At 65.3% G+C, this 24,815-nt stretch carries 23 protein-coding genes; 6 read left to right on the top strand and 17 right to left on the bottom strand.

Features of this window, described 5'->3' with window-relative positions; all coding sequences use genetic code 11:
* Positions 1-439: 439 nt before the first annotated feature.
* A complete protein-coding gene (locus I6F24_RS08945; RefSeq protein WP_036000125.1) occupies positions 440-1,300 on the bottom strand; it encodes a LysR substrate-binding domain-containing protein in 861 nt (286 codons plus the stop codon).
* 111 nt (positions 1,301-1,411) lie between these two features.
* Here I6F24_RS08945 and mdcA point away from each other — a divergent pair, with 111 nt between their 5' ends.
* Both mdcA and I6F24_RS08935 read left to right on the top strand, forming a co-directional pair.
* On the top strand, positions 1,412-3,058 hold the full coding sequence (gene mdcA / locus I6F24_RS08940; protein WP_225149545.1) for a malonate decarboxylase subunit alpha: 1,647 nt from the start codon (positions 1,412-1,414) through the stop codon (positions 3,056-3,058).
* Between the two features lie 12 nt (positions 3,059-3,070).
* A complete protein-coding gene (locus I6F24_RS08935) occupies positions 3,071-4,351 on the top strand; it encodes a malonyl-CoA decarboxylase family protein (protein WP_109143921.1) in 1,281 nt (426 codons plus the stop codon).
* 21 nt (positions 4,352-4,372) lie between these two features.
* Here the strand turns inward: I6F24_RS08935 and I6F24_RS08930 are convergent, their stop codons facing one another.
* The 3 genes from I6F24_RS08930 to I6F24_RS08920 form a co-directional block, all read right to left on the bottom strand.
* A complete protein-coding gene (locus I6F24_RS08930) occupies positions 4,373-6,631 on the bottom strand; it encodes a CHASE3 domain-containing protein (protein WP_225149546.1) in 2,259 nt (752 codons plus the stop codon).
* Entirely contained in the window at positions 6,628-7,050 is a 423-nt protein-coding gene (locus tag I6F24_RS08925; protein ID WP_225149547.1) for a response regulator, read from the bottom strand. The genes I6F24_RS08930 and I6F24_RS08925 overlap by 4 nt, the downstream gene beginning before the upstream one ends.
* 238 nt (positions 7,051-7,288) lie before the next feature.
* Positions 7,289-8,002 carry a BA14K family protein gene (locus I6F24_RS08920; RefSeq protein WP_225113967.1) on the bottom strand — a complete coding sequence of 238 codons (714 nt, stop codon included), beginning with the start codon at positions 8,000-8,002 and terminating at the stop codon, positions 7,289-7,291.
* 240 nt (positions 8,003-8,242) lie between these two features.
* On the opposite strand from I6F24_RS08920, the gene I6F24_RS08915 reads away from it, so the two are divergent.
* Positions 8,243-8,650, top strand: coding sequence for an NADH:ubiquinone oxidoreductase subunit NDUFA12 (locus tag I6F24_RS08915; protein ID WP_036022873.1), 408 nt, complete (start codon positions 8,243-8,245; stop codon positions 8,648-8,650).
* 422 nt (positions 8,651-9,072) lie between these two features.
* Here I6F24_RS08915 and I6F24_RS08910 read toward each other — a convergent pair whose 3' ends face one another.
* Complete coding sequence (locus tag I6F24_RS08910; protein WP_225146725.1) at positions 9,073-9,759, bottom strand: DJ-1/PfpI family protein; 687 nt, start codon at positions 9,757-9,759, stop codon at positions 9,073-9,075.
* Positions 9,760-9,873: 114 nt separating this feature from the next.
* Between I6F24_RS08910 and I6F24_RS08905 the strand changes: the two genes are divergently transcribed.
* Positions 9,874-10,812 carry a GlxA family transcriptional regulator gene (locus I6F24_RS08905; RefSeq protein ID WP_225149548.1) on the top strand — a complete coding sequence of 313 codons (939 nt, stop codon included), beginning with the start codon at positions 9,874-9,876 and terminating at the stop codon, positions 10,810-10,812.
* A 76-nt stretch (positions 10,813-10,888) separates the two neighbouring features.
* Here I6F24_RS08905 and I6F24_RS08900 read toward each other — a convergent pair whose 3' ends face one another.
* Positions 10,889-11,143, bottom strand: a complete 255-nt coding sequence (locus tag I6F24_RS08900) for a PepSY domain-containing protein (RefSeq protein WP_036000102.1) — start codon at positions 11,141-11,143, stop codon at positions 10,889-10,891.
* A gap of 38 nt (positions 11,144-11,181) precedes the next feature.
* A complete protein-coding gene (locus tag I6F24_RS08895) occupies positions 11,182-12,228 on the bottom strand; it encodes a Na+-dependent transporter (RefSeq protein ID WP_225149549.1) in 1,047 nt (348 codons plus the stop codon).
* Between the two features lie 204 nt (positions 12,229-12,432).
* Between I6F24_RS08895 and I6F24_RS08890 the strand changes: the two genes are divergently transcribed.
* Positions 12,433-13,461, top strand: coding sequence for a DUF2155 domain-containing protein (locus I6F24_RS08890; protein ID WP_036022878.1), 1,029 nt, complete (start codon positions 12,433-12,435; stop codon positions 13,459-13,461).
* A 12-nt stretch (positions 13,462-13,473) separates the two neighbouring features.
* On the opposite strand, the gene aat is transcribed toward I6F24_RS08890, so the two are convergent.
* The 10 genes from aat to I6F24_RS08840 all read right to left on the bottom strand — a co-directional run bounded on the left by aat (position 13,474) and on the right by I6F24_RS08840 (position 23,367).
* Positions 13,474-14,154: a leucyl/phenylalanyl-tRNA--protein transferase gene (aat, locus tag I6F24_RS08885; RefSeq protein ID WP_036022879.1), complete on the bottom strand. Its 681-nt coding sequence runs from the start codon at positions 14,152-14,154 to the stop codon at positions 13,474-13,476.
* A gap of 55 nt (positions 14,155-14,209) precedes the next feature.
* Positions 14,210-15,325, bottom strand: coding sequence for a histidine kinase dimerization/phosphoacceptor domain -containing protein (locus I6F24_RS08880; RefSeq protein ID WP_036022880.1), 1,116 nt, complete (start codon positions 15,323-15,325; stop codon positions 14,210-14,212).
* Positions 15,322-15,762, bottom strand: a complete 441-nt coding sequence (locus tag I6F24_RS08875) for a response regulator (RefSeq protein WP_036000093.1) — start codon at positions 15,760-15,762, stop codon at positions 15,322-15,324. Before I6F24_RS08875 ends, I6F24_RS08880 begins: the two co-directional genes overlap by 4 nt.
* Positions 15,759-17,285, bottom strand: coding sequence for an ATP-binding protein (locus tag I6F24_RS08870; RefSeq protein WP_036022881.1), 1,527 nt, complete (start codon positions 17,283-17,285; stop codon positions 15,759-15,761). The genes I6F24_RS08875 and I6F24_RS08870 overlap by 4 nt, the downstream gene beginning before the upstream one ends.
* A 106-nt stretch (positions 17,286-17,391) precedes the next feature.
* Positions 17,392-18,750: an acetyl-CoA carboxylase biotin carboxylase subunit gene (gene accC / locus I6F24_RS08865; protein ID WP_036022882.1), complete on the bottom strand. Its 1,359-nt coding sequence runs from the start codon at positions 18,748-18,750 to the stop codon at positions 17,392-17,394.
* An 82-nt stretch (positions 18,751-18,832) separates the two neighbouring features.
* Positions 18,833-19,321 carry an acetyl-CoA carboxylase biotin carboxyl carrier protein gene (gene accB, locus I6F24_RS08860; protein WP_036022883.1) on the bottom strand — a complete coding sequence of 163 codons (489 nt, stop codon included), beginning with the start codon at positions 19,319-19,321 and terminating at the stop codon, positions 18,833-18,835.
* Positions 19,322-19,356: 35 nt separating this feature from the next.
* Positions 19,357-19,824: a type II 3-dehydroquinate dehydratase gene (gene aroQ / locus I6F24_RS08855; RefSeq protein ID WP_036022884.1), complete on the bottom strand. Its 468-nt coding sequence runs from the start codon at positions 19,822-19,824 to the stop codon at positions 19,357-19,359.
* 226 nt (positions 19,825-20,050) lie between these two features.
* Positions 20,051-20,893 carry a DUF1236 domain-containing protein gene (locus tag I6F24_RS08850; RefSeq protein ID WP_225149550.1) on the bottom strand — a complete coding sequence of 281 codons (843 nt, stop codon included), beginning with the start codon at positions 20,891-20,893 and terminating at the stop codon, positions 20,051-20,053.
* 209 nt (positions 20,894-21,102) lie between these two features.
* Positions 21,103-21,870: a DsbA family protein gene (locus I6F24_RS08845; protein ID WP_225141780.1), complete on the bottom strand. Its 768-nt coding sequence runs from the start codon at positions 21,868-21,870 to the stop codon at positions 21,103-21,105.
* A gap of 96 nt (positions 21,871-21,966) precedes the next feature.
* Positions 21,967-23,367, bottom strand: a complete 1,401-nt coding sequence (locus I6F24_RS08840) for a M48 family metalloprotease (protein WP_036022887.1) — start codon at positions 23,365-23,367, stop codon at positions 21,967-21,969.
* A gap of 205 nt (positions 23,368-23,572) precedes the next feature.
* Here I6F24_RS08840 and I6F24_RS08835 point away from each other — a divergent pair, with 205 nt between their 5' ends.
* A complete protein-coding gene (locus I6F24_RS08835; RefSeq protein ID WP_225125568.1) occupies positions 23,573-24,760 on the top strand; it encodes an aminotransferase class I/II-fold pyridoxal phosphate-dependent enzyme in 1,188 nt (395 codons plus the stop codon).
* The last annotated feature ends 55 nt before the right edge of the window (positions 24,761-24,815 follow it).

The following is a 24,815-nucleotide window of genomic DNA, read 5'->3' as shown; positions in this document are numbered from 1 at the left end:
GGGCTGGCGAGACGATTTGTCCTTGAGATGCGCATGATTTTTACTTGAGACCGGCCCGGTTAAGACCAAAACGGCCTTACGCGTTGCATCGCGCGGTGTCCGAACACCTCCAGCGCGGATCCGGGCTAGCTATGGCGTCTCAAAAGGACAGTTGGAACTCACATCCTGAGCCAGTGCCCACGACCTCATAGATTGGGTGACTGCAGCGCCTTCGGCAACTCACGGGCTAGCGCGTGTACTCATGCGGGCTAGGGGCTCATAAAGGCAATGTTCGCTCCTGAGGGACGAGCGGAGATATTCTGATCTGCCAGAGCATCACTGCTTGTGACCCAGAGCCGTCATGAGACCGATGCGCTCAAGACCGCCTGACGGATCCTCATCATTGCGAGATGAACCAATCTGTACCCTGGGGTTTGGACCCGCAACGGAACATATGGCGCTAAATCGTCGGGCGCGCTGGCGATTGCCCAAGTGCCAGAAGCGCTGCGGCCAGCGCCGCCGCGGCCTTTTCGGGCCGGGCTTTCTCATAGATTGCGAACTCAAGGTCAGGAAGGCGCGGCAGCCCCTCTTGCGATCCCAGAATGCGCAAACCTGCAATGACCGCGCTCGCGGGAAGCGGCGTGATGGCGAGACCAGCGAGCGCCGCCGCGCGCACACCTGTCAGGCTGGGGCTGGTATAGATGATCTCCCACGTCAGTTCGCTGTCATTTAGCGCGGCGAGCGCTGCCTCACGCGATACTGACCGCTCGCGATAGAGCGCCAGCGGCAGCACCGCGCCCGGAACCAGATCAAACGCGTCGGCGGCGGCCCAGACCATGGGTTCGCGCCAGACCAGGCGCCCACGCGACGTACCGAGCGGACGCTTAGCGAACACGACGTCGAGTCGTCCCTTGTTCAACTGCTCGATCAATTCCGCACTAACGCCGATCTGCACCTCGAGCTTCACGCTCGCGTGCAACATGGCGAAGCGTCCCAGCGCCGATGGCAGCGAGCCGCCGGCGACTTCCTCGACCACTCCAAGACGCACGGCTCCTGACAGGCGCGGCGCTGACAGGCGATGGCGGGCAGCCTCCTCGAGTTGCAACAGACGACGGGCGTCACCCAGCAGCATCTCTCCATCGTCGGTCAGCGCGACGCTGCGGGTCGTGCGCCGGAACAGCGGACGTTTGGTTTCAAGCTCCAATCGCTTGACCTGCTGGCTGATGGTCGACTGTGTCAGATTGAGCCGTTCGGCGGCGCGGTGGAAGCCGCCGCAATCCGCGACGGCAACAAAGGAACGCAAAAGCTCGAATTCCAGCATGCCGATTGATCCAAATTCATGATCAATCATATTAAAAAATATCGTTTCTATAATCAATACTGGTCACCTAACTTCTGCATCGAAGACAGCGTCGAGCGAAGGAGGTTCATCATGCACGCCACATCACGACCGGGAGCGGATCGCTTCGCGAGGCTAGCTCGGGCGGCCACGATCTGCTCTGAAAAGCTCTGCCCTGCCGAGCGCGCGACCGAGTTGCTCGAAGCGATCATCGAGCCGGGCGACCGCGTTGCCATCGAGGGCGACAATCAGAAGCAGGCCGATTTTCTTGCCGCCGCCCTGACGAGCGTGGATCCTGCGCAGATTCACGATCTGCACATGGTGCAGTCGGTGCTGGCGCTGCCCGATCATCTCGCCGTGTTCGAGCGCGGTGTCGCCAATCGACTCGATTTTGCCTTCGCAGGTCCGCAGAGCCGCAAGCTCGCCGAACTGGTCGGCAGCGGCACGGTGAAGATCGGCGCAATCCATACCTATCTCGAGCTCTATGCTCGGATGTTGGTGGACCTGACGCCGCACGTGGCGCTGATCGTCGCCGACAAGGCCGACCGCAACGGCAATCTCTACACCGGTCCCAACACCGAAGACACGCCGACCATCGCCGAAGCCGCGGCCTTTCGCGGCGGCATTGTCGTGGCGCAAGTCAACGAGATCGTTGACCGGTTGCCGCGAGTAGACGTCCCCGGCGACTGGGTCGATTTCGTCATACCGAGCCCAAAGCCTTACGCGATCGAGCCTCTGTTCACGCGCGACCCCGCCAAAGTAAGGGACGAGAACGTGCTGATGGCGATGATGGCGATTGCTGCGGTCTATGAGCCATTTGAGGTCCGGCGGCTCAACCACGGCATCGGTTACGCCACCGCGGCGATCGAGCTGATCCTCCCGACATTTGCCGCCCGGCGGGGCCTGAAGGGCAAGATCGCGAGCCAATTCGTGCTCAATCCGCACCCGACCCTGATCCCGGCGATCGAAGCCGGCTTCGTCGACGGCGTCTATTGCTTCGGCTCCGAGCTCGGTATGGAGCGCTACGTCGCAAAGCACGCCGATATATTCCCGATCGGCGCCGACGGCAGCCTGCGGTCGAACCGGGCACTGGCGCAGGTCGCCGGACAATATGCCTGCGACATGTTTGTTGGCGCCACGCTGCAAATCGACGCGCGAGGCAACAGTTCGACGGCCACCAAAGACCGGATCGCAGGCTTCGGCGGTGCGCCGAACATGGGCGCGGATGCACGCGGTCGTCGCCACGACAGTCCCACCTGGCTTCGCGCCGGTCAGGAAGCAGGCGATCCCTTACGCGGGCGCAAGCTTGTGGTGCAGATGGTGCAGACCCATCAGCCAAACGGTACGCCCAGTTTTGTCGAGCGTCTGGACGCGTTCGATCTGGCCGCCTCCGCCGGCTTCGCATTGCCGCCGGTGATGATCTATGGCGACGACGTGAGCCATGTCATCACTGAGAAGGCCGTGGCGAACCTCTTGCGCTGCCAATCACCACAAGATCGCGAGGCGGCATTGCGCGCGATCGCCGGCGACACTGAATTTGGCAAGCGCCAATCGCCTGACACAACCGAGAGCCTCCGCCGTCGCGGCATCGTGATGTTTCCGGCAGACCTTGGCATCGACGTCGGCACGGCGAGGCGCGATCTGCTCGCCGCCAAGACGATCGATGACCTCGTGGCCGCCTCGAGCGGACTCTACGCGCCACCGGCCAAGTTCCGCCGCGCCGTCACCGCCCAAGCTTGAGGAGGAATAGTCATGTCCGCAATCCGCCAAACTTTCAACGATCCATCCAGCACGACAATGCCGCTCCTCGATCGCGCGAAGCAGCTCGCAGCATCGCTGCTCTCCGAGCGCAGCCAGGCCTCAGGAGCGCTGGTCGCGCGGCAATTGCGCGAGATGCTTGGTGCACTCGACGACAACGATCGCCGCTGCTTTCAGCGCTATCTCGCCACGGAATTCCATCCTCACGGTCCGGCTTTGCGCGCGGCGGCGCAGCGCTACCTCGCCGAAGGCACCGCAGAAGCCGCGGCCGCACTCGCGCGTGCTGCCGAGCCGCCGCGCCAGGAACTGCTGCGGCGAATCAACATGGCACCCGGCGGGATCAGCGCGCTGATCGCGATTCGCAGCGAAATTGCTTCATACATGCGCACTGACCCCGAACTGAAGTTGCTCGACGCGGATCTCAAGCATTTGTTCGCCTCATGGTTCAACCGCGGCTTCATCGAGTTGCGGCGCATCGACTGGCAGACACCGGCCGCGGTGCTGGAAAAGCTGATCGCCTACGAAGCCGTGCACGAAATCAAGGGCTGGGACGACCTGCGCCGGCGCCTTGCACCCGATCGGCGCTGCTTTGGCTTCTTTCATCCCGCACTTCCAGGCGAGCCACTGATTTTCGTCGAGGTTGCTTTGGTGGAAGGACTGGCCACGGCCGTGCAGCCGTTGTTGTCGCAGGACGACGGTGAAGCCATCGCGCAGCAGCGCGCCGCGCGCGCCGACACCGCGATCTTCTACTCGATCTCCAATTGTCAGGACGGCCTGCGCGGCGTGGCGTTCGGCAATTTCCTGATCAAGCAGGTCGTTGAAGAGCTGCAGTCGGAGTTTCCGCAGCTGAAGCGTTTTTCCACCCTATCTCCGGTACCGGGATTTCGGCAATGGCTCGCTAATCGGCTTGCAAATGCAAGTGATCCCGATGTGGCGCTGTTATCGCAACTGGAGAGCGATAGCTGGTGGAATGACCCGGCGCAGAGCGAGAAGCTGCGCGTGCCCTTGCTGCGGCTCTGCGCTAGCTATCTGACACGGAAGCCCTCGATACGCATCGACCCCGTGGCGCGTTTTCACCTCGGCAACGGCGCACGGCTCGAACGCATCAATTGGCTCGGCAATACCGCTCTGCGTGCGATTCAAGAATCCTTCGGGATCATGGTCAACTATCTTTATGACCACAACACCATTGAGACCAATCACGAAGCATTTGTACGCGACGGCACTATCGTCCGTTCGCCTGATGTCGATGCTCTACTGCACATCACCGACTGAGCCGCGATCAAGTTCGTTGCGCTAGCTCGGCGCCATCCCGCCGCCGTTCAGCGCCTTGCGGATCATCTCGGCGAGCTGGTTGCGCCGATAGGGCTTGGTCAGCAGCAGCACGCCGTCGTCCAGCTTGCCGTGATGGACGATGGCGTTGTCGGTGTAGCCGGAGGTGTAGAGCACCTTCACGCCCGGCCGGCGCCTTGCCACCTCTTCGGCGAGCTCGCGGCCGCTCATGCCGCCGGGGATGACGACGTCGGTGAACAGCAGGTCGAAGCTCTGGCCGGCCTCGATCAGGTCCAGCGCCGCCTTGCCGTCGGGGGAGGCGACCGTCTTGTAGCCGAGGCTCTGCAGCTGCGCGGTGACGAAGTTGCGGACCAGCGGATCGTCCTCGACCACGAAAATGGTCTCGGCGCCGCCTTGGGCCGTCGGCGTGACGCCGGTTGCGATGTCCGCGGCGCCTTCGCCCGGCGGCAGATAGAGCTTGATCGTGGTGCCGTGGCCTTCCTCGCTGTAGATCTTGATGTGGCCGCCGGATTGCTTGACGAAGCCGTAGACCATGGAGAGGCCGAGGCCGGATCCCTTGCCGACCTCCTTGGTGGTGAAGAAGGGCTCGAACGCCTTCTGCTGCACGTCAGGGGGCATGCCGGTGCCGGTGTCGCTGACCGCGAGCATGATGTAGGGGCCCGCTGCCACGTCGGCATTGGCCTGCGCATAGGCTTCGTCGAGCACGACGCGGTGGGTCTCCAGCAGCAGCTTGCCGCCGCCCGGCATGGCGTCGCGGGCGTTGATCGCCATGTTGAGCACGGCGTTGGTGAGCCTGGACGGATCGATATGCGTCGTCATCGGCCCCTGTTCCAGGACGGTCTCGATCTGGATCTGCTCGCCGAGGGTGGGGCGCAGAAGCTTTGCGATGTCCGAGATCGCGGCGTTGATGTCGACGTTGCGCGGCTCGAGCGGCTGCCGGCGCGCGAATGCCAAGAGGTGCTGGATCAGCTCGGCGCAGCGTTCGGCGGCATCGTCGATCAGCCGGGCCGTGCGCTGCAGCTCGGGCTGGTCCTTCAGGCGCTCCACCAGCGTCTCGGTGTTGCCGGAGATGACCGTGAGCATGTTGTTGAAGTCATGCGCGACGCCGCCGGTCAGCTTGCCGATCGCATCCAGCTTCTGCGACTGGTGCAACTGCCGCTCGGTCTCGCGCGAGGTCGTCGCATCGTGATAGACCAGCACCGCGCCGGAAATGTTGCCTTGCCCGTCCCGCATCGGCCGGCCGCTGACCATGAGATGGCGCGGCGGGTTGCCGCTGTGCGGGCGGACGATCATCTCCAGCTCTTCGAACTGCTCGCCGCGCAGCACGCGCGTCGATGGCAGCTCGTCGGCCGGAAGCGGCGTGACGCCGTCGCCGTGAAACACGTCGGACAGCGCGCGCAGATTGCCGACGTTCATGCCGGTGCGATGCAGCAGCATGCGCTCGGCGGCCGGATTGGACAGCAGCACGGTGCCCTCGGCGTCGATGACCAGCACCGCCTCCGCCATGCTGCGAAACGTGCTCTGGAGCACGTTGACCGACAGGCGCAATTCGTCATGCGCGGCGACGAGGTGCTCGGTGCGTTCGGCCACCGCCGCCTCGAGCGCCGCCTTGGCGGCTTGGGTCTGCTCGAGCGAGCTCTGGAGCTCACCCGTCGTGCGGCGGCTTTCGCGCATCACCAATGCGACCAGGAGCAGGATCAGCACGGCGCCGGCGACGTCGATGCCGAGCAGCACGATGCCGGTGCGGCGCGAATCCTGGGAGCGGGCGGCGAGCAGGCGTTCTTCCTCCGCGCTCAGGCGGTCGAGATTGCGCATCACCGTGTCCATGAGGCCGCGGCCCTCGGCCTTGCTGTTGAGCGCGGCAATGCCGGCCTGGTCGTTGGCGGCCCGCAGGCGCATCGCGGTGGCGGCGATCTCGATCCGGCGCAGCGCCAGCGGCTCGGTGCCCTCAAGCAGGGCGACCTGATCGGGGGTGTCGCGCACGTCGCGCTTGAGCTCGGCGAGGGCCGGCGCGAGCTTGGCGTGCACCGCCTGGAACTCGTCGCTGAAGCCCTGGCTGCGATAGAGCTCGTAGCCGCGCGCGGCGCTCTCGGCCCGGCGCAGCAGCACGCGCAGATCGGAGATCTTCTTTTGCACCTGGACGGTGTGGTTCACCGACGCCGCGTCGGACCGCGACTTGACGTCGAGGGCGATCGAGGCCGCGGTGATGATCAGGAGGATGGCAAGTCCAACACCGAGAATGACGCGCTGCGTTGGAATCAAGGGGCTTCTTTCTGGTCCTTCGGCGGCGCGCTCTCGCCCGTGCCGGCAAGGCATTCCCGGATCGTGGTCAGCAGCGCTTCCGGCGTGAACGGCTTGCGCAGGCAGCGCGTTGCGCCGAGCTCAAGCGCCATGCGGAGAAAATCGGGAGAGGGCGAGGCGGACGAGGCGAAGGCATAGCCTGACATCGCGATCAGCGGCGTGGCAGGGGCGCGCTCGTGAAAGATGCGGATGGATTCGAAGCCGCGCATATGCGGCATGAAGATGTCGACCAGCATGACGTCGAAGGCTTGCGATTCCAGCGCAGCCAGTCCTGTTTCGCCGCCGTCGGTCAGCGTGACGTCGAAGCCCTGACGTTGGAGGAGGACCTCGATGGTCGCGCCGACCATCGGATCGTCATCAACCACGAGAATACGCGGCATGACACTTCCCAGAAGATCGAAGTCCCCACTGTGGTTTGTGATATCCGCGAATCGTGGGTCCGGTCAATTTGCGATTGGATCGCGCAGGATATGCACGGTTTGGTGCATAAAGGTCCATTTGCATCGATTTGTATTTTTCCGCGAGGGTGATGGAGCCGAAAGGAGCGAGGAAGGCGCCGATTGCAAAAAAGGCGCCGCATCGCTGCGGCGCCTTTCGCCTCTAGTCTTCGCGATCTGCTTACGGGCAAGGATGCCGCCGGCCGTCGTAGCCGAGATAGGTGCCCGAGGCCGGGTCGTAAGATTTGAAGCGCCGCGCGCAATAAGCGGCGTCGCCGCCGCCATCCTGCACTACGGCAACCGACGGCTCGTCATAGTAGCCGTAGTAGTAGGGATCATCGTAATAGCCGTAGCCGCTGCCGTAATAGGCGTAGGAGCCGAGGCCGCCGATCGCGGCGCCAGCCGCAAAGCCCGGCCAGAAGCCGCCGTGGCGATGATGATGGTGGTGGCGACCGTGCCAGTGACGACCGCTCCAGTTGCCGCTGCCGCCCTGCCAATTGCCGCTGCCGCCCTGCCAGTTGCCCGCAACTGCAGCGCTACGGGTCCCACTGAAGCTCGGCGAGATAGCGGCACGGTCTGCCGCGCCCCCGACGAAACTGCCACCGCCCGGACGGACCGCGCCACCGCCTGCGAAATTGCCACCGCTCGGGCGCATCGCGGCTCCGCCCCCGAAACCGCCGCCACCGCCCTGGAACGCGGCGCCGCCGCCGCCCATGCGGGCGCCGCCACCGAAGCCGCCGCCTCCGCCACCGACCGCGGCACCTCCGCCACCGATCGCCGCACCACCGCCCGCTCCGACCGCGGCGGCACGACTCTGCTGCGCAAAGCTCGGGCTCGCCAAGGGAAGAACCAACGCCACCGTCGCAGCGGCACTCAACAATTTCAGACTGTTCATGGTAAACTCCTTTCCCGGAAAGCAACCCTGAGAAAGCGCGGGGGTTCCTGGGATCACGCCGGTTTGCGCGCGCATGGAGCCTCAGGTCCCGCCGCTGTACCGGGCATGAATGAATCGCGTCGGCTTTGCGGTAGGGGCGTGCGCGGCAGGCGGATTTGCGGGGGCGCCGACGCGCCTGCCGAACTGGACATTTCGGCCCCCGGATGGCATCAGGACCCCACGAAGCAGGGCCCTTGCCGCATGAAACAATTCTTCCTCAAGTTCTTCACCTGGTGGAATGGCCAGACCTTTGGCACCCAGCTCTGGACCAAGCGGTATGGCGAGCTGGTCGGGGAGGACGAGCAGGGCAACCGTTACTACCGCACGCGGGGCGGGGCGATCGATCCGGCGCTCGGCTTCGAGCGGCGCTGGGTGATCTATAACGGCTACGCGGAAGCGAGCCGGATTCCGCCGTCCTGGCATGGCTGGATCCACCACGTCGTCGACAAGCCGCCGACCGAGATCGATTATCAGCCGCGCGAGTGGGAGAAGCCGCACCAGCCGAATCTCACCGGCACGGCCAAGGCCTATCGTCCCTCCGGCTCGACGCTCGCCAGCGGCAGGCGTCCCAAGGCGACCGGCGACTATCAGCCCTGGACGCCCGGCTAAGCCCCTTTCGGCCGACCCACGAATCACCATCGTCCAAAGCGGATGCACATGCATCCGCGCTGCGCCGCTGTGGACAACGGGAACAGCGGGGATGCCGCCTGCGCAGGTGTTGCCGCGAGGCGGGCGATGCGGCTCAATGATCCCATCTTACGGAGATGGGAGACCATCGCGTTCGGTTCGGGCAACAGTTCGCGACTGTCCCGAGATGCAGCGGCCGCCGAGGAAGGACTCGATCGGGAGATAGGCCCCCGGTCTGGAAGCTCCGACATCGCCCGATGTGAATGTGCAGCCACCGTGAGACAGGAAAGGCCGCTCGGGAAACCGAGCGGCCTTTTTCTGTCGTTGTTCGCCTCGCGTGTCCCGGACGCGGTGCAGCGTGCAGCGCTGCGCTGCGTCCGGGGTACAAGAGCAAGCCCGATCCTTTACGCCACCCGCTCGGCCGCGCGCTGCACCGCCTCGAGCCGCCGTGCATGGTTCTGCGCGCCGCGCTCCCTCAGCAGCGCCAGCACTTCGGCTGGCGCGGTGTCGGGCGATCCGGCATTGAACGGCGGGGCTGGATTATATTCCATCTGGAGCTGGATCGCTTCGGCGGTGGTGCGATTGACCATGATCGAGACCAGCGTCAGCGCGAAATCGATCCCGGCGGTGACGCCGCCGCCGGTGATGCGGTTGCGATCGACGCAGACGCGTGTCTTGGTCGGCGTCGCGCCGAACTGTGCGAGCATCTCCATTGCGCTCCAATGGGTGGCGGCGCGGTAGCCCTTCAGAAGGCCGGCGGCGCCGAGGGCCAGCGATCCCGTGCAGACCGAGGTGACGTACTTGGCGCCTGCCGCTTGCCTGCGCAGGAATGCGAGCACGTCCTCGTCGTTGAGAAGGTCGTTGGTGCCCTGGCCGCCCGGCACGCAGATGACATCGAGCTGGGGGCAATCCGCAAAGGTCGTAGTCGGCGTTAGCGTCAGCACGGAATCGCTCGGCACCGGCTCGATCCGCTTCCAGATCAGGTGCAGCTTTGCGTCCGGGACCATGGCGAACACCTGCAAGGGGCCGGTGAAGTCGAGCTGGGTGACGCGCGGAAATACCAGGATTCCGATCTGGAGCGGTGACGACATGGGAGCCTCCGATAATGCGCTTGACGCCGGCAGAATGGCATGGTGCCCTTCTGTCTGAAATGGCATAATTCCCTCGCTTTCGGACATACCAACTCTACATACCAGGCTTGGCCCATGATCGGCATCCTGATCTTCCCGGACTTCCAGCTGCTCGATGCGGCAGGTCCGATCTCGGCGTTCGAGATCGCAGCGCGCTGCCTCGGCAAGGCGCCAGCCATCCGCGTGCTGGCCGCCAAGCCGGGGCTGGTGCGCAGCTCGTCGGGCGTCGAGATGATGGCGCGCGACTTCAAGACCGCGAACGCGATCACGACGCTCGTCGTCGCCGGCGGCATGGGCGTCGCGGAGGCCGCGCGCTGCGAGGTCACGCGGGCCTTCGTGCAGCGGCTGGCACGGCGCGGCGTGCGGGTCGCGAGCGTCTGCTCGGGCGCCTTCGTGCTCGCCGCGGCGGGGCTTCTCGACGGCCGCCGCGCCACCACACATTGGGGACGGACGCGCGATTTCATCGCGCGGTTTCCCAAGGTGAAGTTCGAGCCGGACCAGATTTTCACCCGCGACGGTAATGTGTGGACCTCCGCAGGTATCACCGCAGGGATCGACCTCGCGCTCGCGATGGTCACCGAGGACCACGGTGAGGAGATCGCGCAGGCGACCGCGCGGCAGCTCGTGCTCTATCACCGCCGCAGCGGCGGGCAGTCGCAATTCTCGTCGCTGTTGGAGCTGAAGGCGCCGAACGGTCGTTTCGGCGCACTGCTATCCTGGGCACGCGAAAATCTCGACGCGCCGCTGACGGTGGAGGATCTCGCCGATCGCGCCGGCATGAGCGCGCGGCATTTTGCCCGCGCCTTTGCCGCCGAGACCGGCACGACACCGTCCAAGGCGATCGAGCGGCTCAGGCTCGAAGTCGCGCGCGAGCGCGTGCAGTCCTCGCGCGAGGCGATCGAGCGCGTGGCGGAGGTGACCGGCTTCCGCGACCCCGAGCGCATGCGGCGTGCCTTCATCCGCGCCTATGGCCAGCCGCCGCAGGCGCTGCGGCGCGCGGCGCGGGCGGGGTAGGACGTTTCTCTTGACCTTGGCGAGCCCTGCGGAACGGCGAAGTCGGGCGTTGCTCAGAAGCGGACTTCGGCGATGCTCACTTGTCCGGCTTCTCGCTCACGATGGCGCCGGTTTTGGGATCGGCACGGAATTCCATCTTCTGGCCGTTCTTGATGCCTTCGCCCTCCCACCGGCCATCGTCGGCTTCAAGCTTGGTGACCTCGGAATAGCCCGCCTCCAGGATCTTGGCTATCACTTGTTGCATCGGCATCCAGTCGGGGCCGGGTCGATCGGCTCTCGCGGCCGAGCCCAGCGCGAGCGAGCCGAGAACCAAAATCACGGCAAACCTCATCGCGACCTCCTTTGGGTAACAGACCTTGAACGGCCACCTTAGATTGTTGTTCCTTCACGGCGCTCCTGTGACACAAACGGGTGAACTTCGACCTTTTTTGCCTCGCTGGACCCATTCGTGCGTGCCGTCAGGCGCCTTGCGATCGGCATCAGCATGTACGGCGCAAAGTGAATCGGAAACTGCGTCAGCGCGAAATAGAGCCAGGTCGTCGCCGGCAGCGCGGCGGCGGTGGCCGCCAGCATCAGGCCCAGATTGCGCTGTGACACCATCAGGCCGAGCGCGAACGCGCGCTCGGTGCCGGCACGTCGGAAGATCAGCGTGGTTGCGGCGAGGAGGGTGAAGTAGACCGCAAAAGCGAGCAGCGCGACGGCGATCGTGAACAGCGGATCGGCGAGAAACTCGGTTGCGACGTCGCCCATCACTGCGGAGGCGAACACCAAGAGTATGATGATGTTGAGGCCGTCGATCGGCCGCTTGTGGCGCTGGATTGCATCACTGCCCACCAGACGGCGGATGATCGTGGCGGTCACCAGTGATGCGGCGAGGATGCCGAGCAGCTTCAAGCCGAGCGTCATCGGAGAGATGCTGAGCATGCCGCCGAGAAACAGGCTCGCGTACAGCGAGGCGGTGAATGGCACGAGCGCGGTCGAGGTCACCAGCGTGACCAGCACCAGCGCGGCATCGAGGCCCATCAGCGCGGCAAGCGCTGGCGCCGCCATCATCGGCGAGGCCATGCCCTGGAGCATCAGCGCGAGAGCAAGGCCTGGAGAGCTCGTGGAGAGCCCCGTCGCGTGGGCAGCGAGGGCGAAGATTAGCGGCACACCGATCGTGGTCCAAACGGTGGCGGCCGCGACCAGCGCCGGCCGGCGCAGATGTCCGTACAGCGCGCCGAGATCGACGCGCATGAAGGAGATGCAGAGCAGAAGGAAGATCGCCTCGGTGACGTAGGGGCGCAGCAGCGCGCCGAGCGGCGGCACCGCGACCGCGATGAAGGCAATCGCCGCCACCGCGCGCGTGCCCTGGCCACCAAGCCAGCCGAGGGCACGCAGGGGAAGGGCGAGGACGGCTCGGAGGAGGGAGGGCATTTCTGTCGGTATTATCGGCTGCGTAGCGCTTTGGAGGGCATGCTCGCCTTCGGCCATGGGGGTGCCCCGGCGAGGGGCTCAGGACTATCCCATCCGGGAGCCGGCCTGGCCAGACCGGGCCGGGAAGGGCAGGGATGCCGCCCTTCCCCCGCCGTATTCGGCGTGTTAACCGGAAGGCCTGCGAGCGGCGGTATCCCCTGTAGAATGTCCAACGAGCCCGATTCGCTGTTGAAGCCGCGCGAAATGTTCAAAACCTTTTCCCTGACCGGTCTTGCGGCGCTTTTGGCCGCCACCGCACTGACGGCTGCGACGCCGGCAAGTGCGCAGATCGGCACGATCTTCTCCGATCCGCCGCCGCTGCGGCCGCCCGGCAGCATTCCGCGCGGCCAGCCCCAGCCGCAGCAGATGCCCGAGGACGACGAAGAGGTGCCGGAGCTGCCGCCGCAGGGCCGGGTGCTGCCGTCGCGCCCGATGCCGCCGCCTCCGGGCCGGCAGGGCAACGTGATGCCCGGGCCGGTCGAGACCCAGCCCCTAGCACCGCCGCCGGGCTCGACCCTCGCGCCGCCGAACCAGCCGCCCTCGGCCGCGATCACTCCGCCGGGTCCGCAAGGCGCTCCCGGAGCGCCCGGTCAGCGGCAGCCCCAGCAGAAGGGCGGCGTGCCGCAGACGCCGGCCAGCCTCCAGCCGGGCGACGAGGTCGTGACGGAGCCGCCGGCCCAGAAGATCGTGAACAAGAAGGCGACGTTCTCCGGCCTCGACAAGATCACCGGGCGCATCATCAATTTCGACGAGGAGATCGGCGAGACCGTCCAGTTCGGTGCGCTCCGCGTCAAGACCAACGCCTGCTACACGCGTCCCGCGACTGAAGCGGCCAACACCGACGCCTTCGTCGAGGTCGACGAGATCACCTTGCAGGGCGAGGTGAAGCGGATCTTCTCGGGCTGGATGTACGCGGCGAGCCCCGGCCTGCACGGCGTCGAGCATCCGATCTACGACATCTGGCTGACCGACTGCAAAGAGCCGCAGCAGACCGTGGCGACGGCGGCACCGGATCCGGCCGCGGCCAAGCCGCCGCCACCGCCGCCCACGCAGAAGAAGGCCGCGCCCAAGCAGGTGCAGCAGCGCCCGCCGCAGCCGCTGCCGCCGATCCAGCAGCAGCAACCGGCGCCGCCGCCGCCGCCACCACCGGAGCAGCGCCCAGGCCTGTTCGGCATCCCCGGATTTGGCCGCTAACCGAGCTGTTCGTTATTGCCGCGAAGCGATGATCTCGAGGGCTCGTGCGCCCGGGATCGCTTCGCCGGCGGAGAGCTTCAGGAAATCGCCGGGCTCGCCCGCCAGCGCCTTGTCGAGCAGCGCGGTATAGCGTCGCCGCGAGATCTCGACGGCGCCGAAGCTCTTCAGGTGCTCGGTGACATATTGGGTGTCGAGCAGCTCGAAGCCGCCGTGAATGAGCCGCGCGACCAGATGCACCAGCGCGACCTTCGAGGCATCGCGCACATTGTGGAACATGCTCTCGCCGAAGAAGGCCCGCCCCAGGCTGACGCCGTAGAGACCGCCGACGAGCTCGTCGCCCTGCCAGGCTTCGACGCTGTGGCAATGGCCGAGCTCGAACAGCCCGCCATAGAGGTCGCGGATACGCTTGTTGATCCAGGTGTCCTCGCGGCCCACTTGCGGCGCCGCGCAGCCGGCGATGGTCGCCTTGAATGCGGTGTTGACGGTGACGCGAAACTGATCCGAGCGCACCGTGCGCGCGAGGCGCGAGGCGACGCGGAAGCCGTCGAGCGGGATGACGCCGCGCAGCTCCGGCTCGACCCAGAACAGGGTCGGATCGTCGGCGCTTTCGGCCATCGGAAAGATGCCGCAGGCATAAGCGCGCAGCAGCACGGCCGGCGTGATTTCAGACGGGGCGGAGTCGCGCGAAGTCATGGCTTGCCATCATAGCAGGATCGCAATGCAGTTGCGATGGGTGCGGCCGAACCGCTCAGCCCGTGGCAGCGGTGCTGGTCTTGCCGACGCTTGCGGGCATGCGGCCGAACTTCAGCACGACCCGGGTTCCGGAATGCGTGGGATCGCGCTCGACCGTGGCGTCGAGCTTGGTGGCCATGGCTGCGACGATGCGCTGGCCCATGCCGGTGGAGCGCGGATCGGCCTTGGCGTTGTCGCCAACGCCGTCGTCGGTGATCGAGAGCAGGAGATCGTCGCCTTGCGAGATCAGCTCGACATGGATCGGGCCGGCGCCGTCGGGATAGGCGTATTTCACCGCGTTCATCACCAGCTCGTTGACGATGATGCCGACGGCGACCGCACGGTCCGGATCGATCTCGATCGGCTCAGCCTTCAGCGTCAGGCGCGACATGCGGTTGCCTTCGGCCGAGCGGCGGAGATCCTCGAGCAGCGAGTCCAGATACTGATTGAGGACCACGCTCTTGAGGTCCTGCGAGGTGTAGAGGCGGCGGTGCACCTGCGCCACCGCGGCGACGCGGCCCATCGCGTTGGTCAGCGCCGCCTTGACCTCGTCCTGCGCGGCGGAGCTTGCCTGCAGATGCAGCAGCGAGGCGATGATCTGGAGCGAGTTGCCGACGCGGTGATTGACCTCGCGCAGCAGGAGCTCGCGTTCGGCGGCGAGCGCCGCGTAGCGGTCGCGCGAGGCGTGTATCTCGGCCTCGGCTTCCTCGCGAGCCCGTTGCAGCTCGGCCTGGCGTAGCGCGCCTTCGGCGGCGACGTGGAGGAGCGGGATGAAGTCGCCCTGGACGTCCTTGACCAGATAGTCGGCCGCTCCCGCCTTGAGCGCCGTCACCGCGATGCTGGAATCCTGCGAGGCGGTCACGAACACGACGGGCGGCGCGTCCGGGATCGCCATGATCTGCTCGAGCGTCTCGAGCCCGTCGAGGCCTGGCATGTACTGGTCGAGCGCGACGACGTCGATGCCGCCTACGGTGCTGTTCTGGGCGGCGGCGCGGCGGATGTGCTCGAGACCTTCCTCGCCGCTCGCGGCATGGACGACCCGGAAGCCGCGCCGCGTCAGGCCGCGATCGACCAGGCGCGCCAGCGCCCCGTCGTCGTCGATGTAGAGCAGTGTCGGCGTGCGCTGGTTCATGTGGCGGCGGGCGGGACCTGGATGACCGAGAAGAACAGACCGAGCTGCCGGATGGCGTTGGCGAAATTCTCGTAGTTGACGGGCTTGGTGATGTAGACGTTGCAGCCGAGCTCGTAGCAGCGCTTGATCTCCTGGGAATCGTCGGTGGTGGTCAGCACCACCACGGGCGAGGCCTTCAGGTACTTGTTCTCCTTGATCTGCTTCAGGATGTCGATCCCGGTCATGTCGGGGAGGTTGAGGTCGAGCAGGATCAGGAGCGCGTTGCCCTTCTGCACCAGCCCGGAGCCGTCGGCGCCGAACAGGTGCCGCATGGCGTCGGTCCCGGTGGTGAAGGAGACGATCTCGTTGTTGACGCCCGAGCGGCGGATATTGCGCTCGATCAGACGGGCATGGCCCTCGTCGTCCTCGACCATGATGATGGTGACAGGCTGGGTCATCGATCTCTGTTCCGGTTGCTCACGTTCCAGGCGATCGGCAGCGTGATCGTGAAGGTGCTGCCCGTGTTGAGTTCCGATGATACCGACATGGTGCCGCCGAGGCGACGCACAAGTGCACGCACATGGGCAAGACCAATGCCCTGGCCGGGCTTGTCCTGGGTTCCCGCGCGGCGGAACAGGTCGAATATCCGCTGGTGGTCCTTGGGATCGATGCCGCGGCCGTTGTCGCTGACCTCGAAGATAGCGTAGCCGAGCTTGGTCCGCCCGCGGATTCTGATCTCGCCGGGCACGCCGGGCTTGAGATATTTGATGGCATTGTCGATCAGGTTGGAGAAAATTTGCTCGAGGGCGAGACGGTCGCTCACGAGGTCCGGCAGGGGCTCGACGTGAATCTCGGCCTGCGCCTCGGCGGCCTGGTGCGCCAGCGTCGTCACGATGGCCTCGATCAGCTCGCGCGTGTCGACCTTCACCGGCTGGAATTCGCGCCGGCCCTCGCGGGTGAGGTTGAGGATGGCCGAGATCAGCCGGTCCATCTTGGCGATCGACGATTTGATGAAGCCGAGCGCTTCGGAGAAATCCTCATGGAGCTGCTTGTCGGCGCCCTCGAGCGCGATCTCGCCCGGAGCGGCGGGCGCGAGCGGCGCTCCATCCGCGGGGGCGTGCGCGAGGCTGCCGATGCGGCGGAAGATGTCGCCGCCGAGCTCTTCGAGCTCGCTCGTGAAGCCCATGATGTTGACGAGCGGCGAGCGCAGATCGTGGCTGACGATATAGGCAAAGCGCTGGATCTCGTCGTTGGCTTCGCGCAGATCCGCCGTGCGCTCGTCGACGACGGCCTCAAGATTGAGGTTGGCATCGCGCAGGCGCGCTTCGGCCGCATCGCGTTCGCGTGTCGAACGCCGCACCAGCCAGATCGAGATCAGCGCCAGCACCACAACCAGGCCGGATCCGATACCGGTCATCGAGGCGGCCAGGGTCTGGCTGCGGTCGGAGTTGGCCGTGCGGAGGCGGAATAACCGTTCCTCCTCCTGAAGCATTCCCGTCGCGACTTCGGCAATCGCCGCCGTGGTATCGGCGGAGGCTAGCTCGCGCACCAACCCTGCGGCCTTCTCCGGCTGACCCTGACGGATGAAATCCATCTCCTGCGCGAATTGGCCGAGCCGCGTCTCGATCACCGAACTCAGCTTTTCGATGCTCTTGCGCTGTTGCGGATTGTCGCCGATCAGGCGTGTAAGCCTGTCGAGCGCTGGCACGATTGCAGCGATGGCCTTGTCGTGGTCTGCCTTGAAATCCGATCTTTGGGTCAGCAGGTAGCCGCGGGCGGTGCTTTCCGCACGCCGGATTTCCAAGAGGAGGGCGTTGATCTGGTTTTCAGCCTCGATGGTGTGAACCACCCACTTGCTGTCCTCCCGCGCCTTGTTGACGAGGTAGACGGAACCGGCGCTGATCACGGTCAGCACCAAAAGGCCCGCCGCGAACAGCAGGATCTGCCAGAATGCGCGCCGTCGCTGGCCTTCAGCCGTCACGACGGTTCACCTGTCTGCAGGCAATGGAGTTCAAAACGCCCCCTTGGAACTGGCCCCAACCATCCAGAACGCGATTGGAGGCAAGGGGTTCCATGAGACGACGTGATTATCGCGGCGCTGGTTCCACCTTGCCGGCCAGGTACTGCTCCAGCCAGTGGATGTGGTAGTCGCCGTTGATGATGTCGGCTTCGCGCACCAGCGCGCGGAACAGCGGCAGCGTGGTCTCGATGCCCTCGACCACCATCTCGTCCAAGGCGCGGCGCAGCCGCATCAGGCATTCGGCGCGGGTCTTGCCGTGCACGATCAGCTTGCCAACGAGGGAGTCGTAATAGGGCGGGATCGTGTAGCCCTGGTAGACGGCGGAATCGATCCGCACCCCGAGGCCGCCGGGCGGATGATATTGCAGGATCCGGCCGGGCGAGGGGCGGAAGGTCTGCGGATTCTCAGCGTTGATGCGGCACTCGATCGCATGGCCGATGACCTGGACCTCGTCCTGCCTGGCCGGCAGGTCGCCGCCGGCGGCGATGCGGATCTGCTCCAGCACGAGGTCGATGTCGGTGATGCTCTCGGTGACGGGATGCTCCACCTGGATGCGGGTGTTCATCTCGATGAAGTAGAACTCGCCGTCCTCGAACAGGAATTCGATGGTGCCGACACCGAGATATTTCATCTCGCGCATCGCTTTCGCGCAGGTCTCGCCGATCTTGGCGCGCGCCGCGGCAGCAAGCACGGGCGAGGGGCCTTCCTCCCAGACCTTCTGGTGGCGGCGCTGCAGCGAGCAGTCGCGCTCGCCGAGATGGATCGCGCCGCCGCGGCCGTCGCCGAGGATTTGGATCTCGATGTGGCGCGGCTTCTGCAGGTATTTTTCCAGATAGACGGAAGCATCGCCAAAGGCGGATTTGGCCTCGTTGGCCGCCGTCGATAAGGCGACCTGGAGGTCGGCCTCGCTGTGCGCGACTTTCATGCCGCGGCCGCCGCCGCCCGCCGCCGCCTTCACCAGCACGGGGAAGCCGATTTTCCTCGCGATCGCCATCGCATCGTCGTCGGGACCGACGGCGCCGTCCGAGCCGGGCACCACGGGGATGCCGAGGCGCTTGGCGGTCTTCTTGGCCTCGATCTTGTCGCCCATCAGGCGGATGTGCTCGGCCTTCGGACCGATGAAGTGCAGATTGTGCTCGGCGAGGATTTCCGCAAAGCGCGCGTTCTCGGAGAGGAAGCCGTAACCGGGATGCACCGCGTCGGCGCCCGTGATCTCGCAGGCCGCGAGCAGGGCGGGCACGTTGAGATAGCTGTCCTTGGACGCCGGCGGCCCGATGCAGACGCTCTCGTCCGACAGCCGCACATGCATGGCATCGGCGTCGGCGGTGGAGTGCACGGCGACGGTGGCGATCCCGAGCTCCTTGCAGGCCCTGAGGATGCGAAGGGCGATCTCGCCGCGGTTGGCTATGAGGATCTTGTCGAACATGTTGTCCTGCAGCGAATGGCGAGTGGCGAATGGCGAGTAGGGAAGGCTGACGCCATTCGCTATTCGCTATTCCCCATTCGCGTCACTCAATGATCACCAGCGGCTCGCCGTACTCGACCGGCTGGCCGTCCTCGACCAGGATCTGCGTCACCGTGCCGGCGCGCGGCGAGGGGATCTGGTTCATCGTCTTCATGGCTTCGATGATCAGCAGGGTCTGGCCGACTGAGACCTTGGTGCCGACGTCGATGAACGGCTTTGCGCCCGGCTCCGGCGCCCAATAGGCGGTGCCGACCATCGGCGAGGTCACGGCGCCGGGATGCTTCGACAGATCGGCCGCGGCAGGGGCCGCGGGGCTTGCTGCCACCGGCAGGGCGGCCGGAGGAGCCGTCACCTGCATCGGCATGGTCGCGGCAACGCTGATGTTGCGGGCAACGCGCAGTCGCAGACCCGCTCGCTCGATCTCGATCTCGGTGAGGCTGGTCTCATCGAGCAGAAGTGCCAGCTCGCGGACGAGCGCGGAATCCTCGCTAGAAAACTTTGCGGCTGCTTTGTCGTCTGGCTGGCGCGCCATGTTGTTTGATCCGAATGTTCTGTTGGAAGGGAGCGTCAGGCGTTGGGCTTGATGCCGAGCTTGGCGGCAAGGCCCTGGATGGCGAGGCGGTAGCCCTCGATGCCGAAACCGCAGAGCGAGGCGAAAGCCGCGCGCGCGGTGTAGGAATGGTGACGAAAACTCTCACGGGCGTGGATGTTGGTCACGTGCACCTCGACGGTCGGAATCTGCACCGCGAGCAGCGCATCGTGCAGTGCGATCGAGGTGTGGGAATAGCCGCCGGCATTGATGATGATGCCCTTCATCTTGCGCGCATGCGCCTCGTGGATGAAATCGATCAACTCGCCTTCGCGGTTGGATTGCCGGCAGTCCGCCTTCAGGCCGAACGTCGCGGCCGTGTCCCGGCACAGCGCCTCGACGTCGGCCAGCGTCGCATGGCCATACTTGTCGGGCTCGCGGGTCCCTAGCATGTTGAGGTTCGGCCCGTTCAGGACGAGGATCGTGTCGGTTGCAGGTTCGGCCATTCCAATCCCGGAAGAGGTGTTTCGGCGTGGCGGGGGTTATAGGTAACAAAGCGCGTGAGGGGAAGCCTTGAAGGGCCTCAGCGGCGGGTTCAACCGCCTCATCCAGTGCGCAAAAACCTGTGCGGAAACCACGGAAATTGCTTGTTAACCAGTCCGAAGCATGGCTGCCCGGCGCATGCAAAGGGGCGGGCATCGCTGCCCGCCCCTGAGATTGCCCGTGTCCGCCTTAGACGTTCAGGACGGCCACGATCTCGTAGGTGTCCGGATCGATGATGACGATCTCTTCCCGGACCAGGACATACTTGTAGCTCCGCCACTCCGGATAGATCGACACGACCCGAGACGGCAGGGCGTGAAGGGTGATGCCCTCCCGCGGAATGCGGGTGCCGACCGAGATCGAGAAGTTCACGTTGGTCACCGGGGCGACGCGCTGCTCGCGGATCACGGACGTGATCTGCGTGCGCTGCTCAGTCGAAAGCTTGGCAGCGGCGCCGGCCTGGCCGACCGTGGTCGAGCTCTGGCCCTGCGCGTTCTGGGTCGAGCTGGTGCCAGTCTGACCCTGCACGTTCTGGTTGGTGCTCGTGGTGCCGGCGCCCTGTCGGGTCTCGGTGGTCGAGGTGCCTCCCTTGCTGCCCTCAGCCTTCATGTCCTTCTGGTCCTTAGCACCGGACTTGCTGGTGTCCTGGCTCATGCTCTTGGACTTGTCCTGCTGGGACTTGTCCATCTGGCCCTGCGCGCGATCATCGGTGCGCTGGCCCTTGGTGGTACCAGACTTGTCCTCGGCCGCGTTCTTGTTCATCGCGCCGCCCGAGGAGCGCTCGTCCTTCATCGCGCCGGACTTGTCTTCGGACTTCATCGTCCCGGAGCCGCCGGCCTGGCCAACGGTCCCCTTGTCCTGGCTCATCGAGCCACCGCGCTCAGCCGCGCCGCCGGAAGGCTGCGAATGCTGCATCTGCGCGCCACCGGCGCCGCCGCCGCTGTCGCGGCCCATATTGCCCTGCGCGTTCGCGAGGCCAGTGCCCGCGACGAGCGCGACTGCGGCAACCGAAATCATAAAGCGGTTCAACATCGAAATTCTCCTCACGTGTTCATTCGCGTCATTGCCCGCGCCGACAACGAAAGGGGATTTGAGTTGTTCCGGAACTTCGACTGTTCCGCGGCTTTTGTTTGTTGAACGCCAGATGAATGACTTTGCACGAAGGCGCCAACGTTCAGCGCAAGAAAAAAGGCCGGCATGTCTGCCGGCCTTTTTGTGTTCTCGCTATCGTAAAACTGTGATCAGCAGGTCGCCTTGCCGCAACGGGCAATGCCGATCTTCTCCTTCAGGCTTTCAACACCGACGGCACCGATCACGATCTGCTTGCCGATCACGTAGCTCGGCGTACCGTTCATGCCCATCGCTTCGGCGAGCTTGAAATTCTCCTCGAGGGTGGCGCGCACCTCGGGGCTGGCGATGTCCTTCTCGATGCGAGCCGTGTCGAGACCGGCTTCCTTGGCGGCTTGCATCGCGCGGGCCTTGTCGGCGGCGCCGCGGCCGCTGAGCAGTTTCTGATGGAAGTCGAGATATTTCTTGCCGGAGGGATCTTGCATGCGCACGGCGACCCCGACCTGCGCCGCTTCCACCGAGCCCTGGCTCAGCACCGGAAATTCCTTCAGCACCACCTTCAGCTTCGGATCGCCCTTCATGATGGTCAGCATGTCGTCCATCGCGCGCTTGCAATAGCCGCAATTGTAGTCGAAGAACTCGACGAAGGTGACGTCGCCGTCCCTGTTGCCGAGCACGACCTGGCGCGGCGAGTTGAAGATCGCCTCGGCGTTCTGCGCGATGCTGGCTTGGTGCTTCTGCGTTTCGGCCGCGGCCTGGCGCTTGCTGAGCTCGGCCATGGCCTCCTCGAGCACCTCGGGATTGCTGACGAGATAGTTCTTGATGATCTTCTCGATCTCGGTGCGCTGGCTGTCGGAGAAACTGTCGGCCGAGGCGGGCACGGCTGCGCCGAACATGGCGAGCGCGAACAGGGCAGGAGCGAGCAGGCGCAGCGAAGGCATAGTCAAATCCTCTTATCCAAAGCGGGTTTCGAGAAACGTCCCGGCGGAGCAAGCCCGGTGTCGTGACGTCGTGGTCGGGCGTCGTTCGAGTTTGCGTCAGTTGCGCGGCGGCTTCGCCGCCACGATGTCGTCGGCCTTGACCCATCCGGGGGTGCCGACGGCGAAACGTGTTTTCGCGCGCGTGGCAAGCTCGCGGGCGGTTTTGTTGTCGCCGCGCAAATATGCGGCCTGGGCCGAGGCGAGATCTGCCTCCGCATAATCTCCCTTCCGGCCATAGGCCATCGCGAGCTGGGTATAACCGAGCGCCGCCTCGGGCTCCCGGGCCACCGCGGCGCGGAGAATTCGAACGGCATCGTCGGTGTAGGCCTTATTATCGGTTCCGACCAGAGCCTGCCCAAGTAACATCTCGATGAGGGGGGCGTTGTTCGAGAGGGCGACGGCCTTACGCAAGGGAGCGATCGCTTCGGCCGCCTTGCCGCTTTCCAGGAGCGCCTGGCCGCGCACCTCGTAGAAATACGGGTTGTTCGGCTGCACCTGGATCAGCGCGTCGATCTGGGCGAGCGCGCTGCGCAGATCACCGTGCAAATAGGTGCTGATGGCGCGGGCATAGCGCGCCGGCAGGCTGTCGTTGGTCTGGGGATAGCGGCGGTACACCGTCTCCGGCCGCTCCATGAAGGCGGAGATTTTGGCGCGGACCATGTCATGCCGAAGCTGGAGCGCGGGATCGTCCTTCTTGTTCCAGTAGGGGCTGGAGCTTGCGAACTCCTGTAGTGCGGCGACGCGCTCGGCCGGCATCGGATGCGACTGCAGGTAGGGATCGGCACCGCGCGCGGCGAACAGGCTCTCGCTGGTGAAGCGCTTGAACGTCTCGTACATGCCCTTGGGCGATTGCTGGGTCGCAGCCAGGAATTTCACGCCGGCGCGGTCGGCATTCTCCTCCTGCTGGCGCTGGTAGGACAGCAGCGTGCGGCGGATCACCTCCTGCGGAGCGGCGATGGCGGCCGCGCCAGCATTGGCGAGCCCGTTGTTGCCTACGCTGCTGCGCTGCGTGCTGCCGGCCGCAATCGCGCCGGCGCCGAGCAGCATCGCGATGATCATCTGGGTCTGGGCGGCGGCGAGCTGCTCGCGCAGCTTGGACAGATGGCCGCCCGCCAGGTGTCCGGTCTCGTGCGCGAGCACGCCGATGATCTGGTTCGGCGTCTCCGATTGCAGGATCGCGCCCCAATTGACGAAGATGCGGCGGCCATCCGCGACGAAGGCGTTGAACGAGCCGTCGTTGATGATCACCATCTGGATGTTGTGCTTCTCCAGACCCGCAACGCGCAGGATCGGACGCGTGTATTCGCGCAGCAGCTGCTCGGTCTCGGTGTCGCGCAGGACCGGCGGCCCCTTGGCCTGCGCGCGCGCGGCCGAGAACGGCGTCAGCGCGATCGCCGTGGCCGTGACGAGGGCGGTGAGGGCGGAGGCCTTCTTGCGCAATGCGATCTGGAGCGACATCAAGCGGTCTTGGTCAAAAGGGGCTCGGTCAAGTGGTCTTGGTCAAGCAGTTCAGTGATTGGTTTTGGCGATTGGCGGCGGACCGGATACGCGATATGCCCTTGTGAGCGGTGCCCTTATGAGCCGTACAATGCGGCCAGTCTGGGGCACAAGCGCCCCGTTTACGGACCGGACGGACCGGTTCGCCAGCCAATAGCAGAAATCGATGCACGACGCGACATTGAGGAACCGGTTGGGGCAGTGGCTCGAGCCCTCCCGCCGCAGCGATGTTCCCCCGTTCATGGTGATGGATGTCATGGCCGCGGCGGCCCGAATCGAGGCCGCCGGCGGTCATGTGATCCATATGGAGGTCGGCCAGCCTGCGGCCGGCGCGCCCAGGACCGCGATCGCGGCCGCCCATGCGGCGCTCGAGGCCGGACGAATCGACTATACGTCCGCGCTCGGCATCCCTTCCTTGCGCGCGCGCATCGCGCGCCATTATCGCGACGCCTATGGCTGCGATGTCAGCCCCGAGCGGATCGTGGTGACGACGGGCTCGTCGGGCGGCTTCATCTTGGCCTTTCTGTCGATGTTCGAACCTGGCGATCGCGTCGCCGTGACGGTGCCGGGCTATCCGCCATATCGACATATTCTGACCGCGCTCGGCTGCGAGCCGGTGCTGATCGAGACCACGAACGAAACGCGTCACGCGCTCACCGGCGAGGCCCTGCTCGCAGCGCATCGCAAGGCGCCGCTGAAGGGTGTTCTGGTCGGCAGCCCCGCCAATCCGACGGGCACGATGATGTCCCGTGAAGCGCTCGCCGGCCTGATCGCGGCCGCAGAAGACGCCGGCATCCGCTTCATCTCCGATGAGATCTATCACGGGCTCGATTACGCGTTTCCGGCCGTGACAGCGGCTGCGCTGTCCGAGCACGCGCTCGTGATCAATTCGTTCTCGAAGTATTTTTGCATGACCGGTTGGCGCATCGGCTGGATGGTGGTGCCCGAGATCCTGGTGCGGCCGATCGAGCGGCTGCAGCAGAACCTCTCGATCTCGGTGCCGGCGCTGTCGCAGATCGCGGCGGAGGCTGCCTTCGACGGCACGGCCGAGATGGAGGAGATCAAGCACGGCTACCAGGAAAACCGGCGCGTCCTGATCGATGGTTTGCCCAAGGCGGGACTGACGAAATTCCTGCCGGCCGACGGCGCCTTCTATCTCTATGCAGACGTCTCGGACTTCACCGCCGACAGTTTCGAATTCGCAAAGCAGATGCTGGAGCAGGCGCGCGTGGCGGCAACGCCCGGCCTTGATTTCGATCCCATCCATGGCCGCTCGTTCATTCGTTTCTCCTATGCGCGCTCGCCAGGGGAGATGCGTGAGGCAGTTGACCGGATTGCTGAGTGGCTTAAATAACTGCGCCAGTTTTCTTCAGCCTTCCGGAGTTCAGCTTGTCAGACCGTTCCGTCCC

The organism is Bradyrhizobium sp. BRP23, assembly GCF_020194135.1.
Classification (GTDB): domain Bacteria; phylum Pseudomonadota; class Alphaproteobacteria; order Rhizobiales; family Xanthobacteraceae; genus Bradyrhizobium; species Bradyrhizobium yuanmingense.
Note: the sequence above shows the minus strand (reverse complement) of the source record. Positions and strands in the feature narration are given on the sequence as shown.

Bases quoted from the DNA above. Each gene is read 5' to 3' on its own strand.
- I6F24_RS08920 (WP_225113967.1), bottom strand. From the start codon at position 8,002: ATGAACAGTCTGAAATTGTTGAGTGCCGCTGCGACGGTGGCGTTGGTT.
- I6F24_RS08895 (WP_225149549.1), bottom strand. From the start codon at position 12,228: ATGCCCTCCCTCCTCCGAGCCGTCCTCGCCCTTCCCCTGCGTGCCCTC.
- I6F24_RS08890 (WP_036022878.1), top strand. From the start codon at position 12,433: ATGTCCAACGAGCCCGATTCGCTGTTGAAGCCGCGCGAAATGTTCAAA.
- accB (WP_036022883.1), bottom strand. From the start codon at position 19,321: ATGGCGCGCCAGCCAGACGACAAAGCAGCCGCAAAGTTTTCTAGCGAG.
- I6F24_RS08915 (WP_036022873.1), top strand. From the start codon at position 8,243: ATGAAACAATTCTTCCTCAAGTTCTTCACCTGGTGGAATGGCCAGACC.
- I6F24_RS08840 (WP_036022887.1), bottom strand. From the start codon at position 23,367: ATGTCGCTCCAGATCGCATTGCGCAAGAAGGCCTCCGCCCTCACCGCC.
- I6F24_RS08835 (WP_225125568.1), top strand. From the start codon at position 23,573: ATGCACGACGCGACATTGAGGAACCGGTTGGGGCAGTGGCTCGAGCCC.
- I6F24_RS08880 (WP_036022880.1), bottom strand. From the start codon at position 15,325: ATGAACCAGCGCACGCCGACACTGCTCTACATCGACGACGACGGGGCG.
- accC (WP_036022882.1), bottom strand. From the start codon at position 18,750: ATGTTCGACAAGATCCTCATAGCCAACCGCGGCGAGATCGCCCTTCGC.
- aat (WP_036022879.1), bottom strand. From the start codon at position 14,154: ATGACTTCGCGCGACTCCGCCCCGTCTGAAATCACGCCGGCCGTGCTG.
- aroQ (WP_036022884.1), bottom strand. From the start codon at position 19,824: ATGGCCGAACCTGCAACCGACACGATCCTCGTCCTGAACGGGCCGAAC.
- I6F24_RS08905 (WP_225149548.1), top strand. From the start codon at position 9,874: ATGATCGGCATCCTGATCTTCCCGGACTTCCAGCTGCTCGATGCGGCA.
- I6F24_RS08945 (WP_036000125.1), bottom strand. From the start codon at position 1,300: ATGCTGGAATTCGAGCTTTTGCGTTCCTTTGTTGCCGTCGCGGATTGC.
- mdcA (WP_225149545.1), top strand. From the start codon at position 1,412: ATGCACGCCACATCACGACCGGGAGCGGATCGCTTCGCGAGGCTAGCT.
- I6F24_RS08850 (WP_225149550.1), bottom strand. From the start codon at position 20,893: ATGTTGAACCGCTTTATGATTTCGGTTGCCGCAGTCGCGCTCGTCGCG.
- I6F24_RS08900 (WP_036000102.1), bottom strand. From the start codon at position 11,143: ATGAGGTTTGCCGTGATTTTGGTTCTCGGCTCGCTCGCGCTGGGCTCG.
- I6F24_RS08875 (WP_036000093.1), bottom strand. From the start codon at position 15,762: ATGACCCAGCCTGTCACCATCATCATGGTCGAGGACGACGAGGGCCAT.
- I6F24_RS08935 (WP_109143921.1), top strand. From the start codon at position 3,071: ATGTCCGCAATCCGCCAAACTTTCAACGATCCATCCAGCACGACAATG.
- I6F24_RS08845 (WP_225141780.1), bottom strand. From the start codon at position 21,870: ATGCCTTCGCTGCGCCTGCTCGCTCCTGCCCTGTTCGCGCTCGCCATG.
- I6F24_RS08925 (WP_225149547.1), bottom strand. From the start codon at position 7,050: ATGCCGCGTATTCTCGTGGTTGATGACGATCCGATGGTCGGCGCGACC.
- I6F24_RS08910 (WP_225146725.1), bottom strand. From the start codon at position 9,759: ATGTCGTCACCGCTCCAGATCGGAATCCTGGTATTTCCGCGCGTCACC.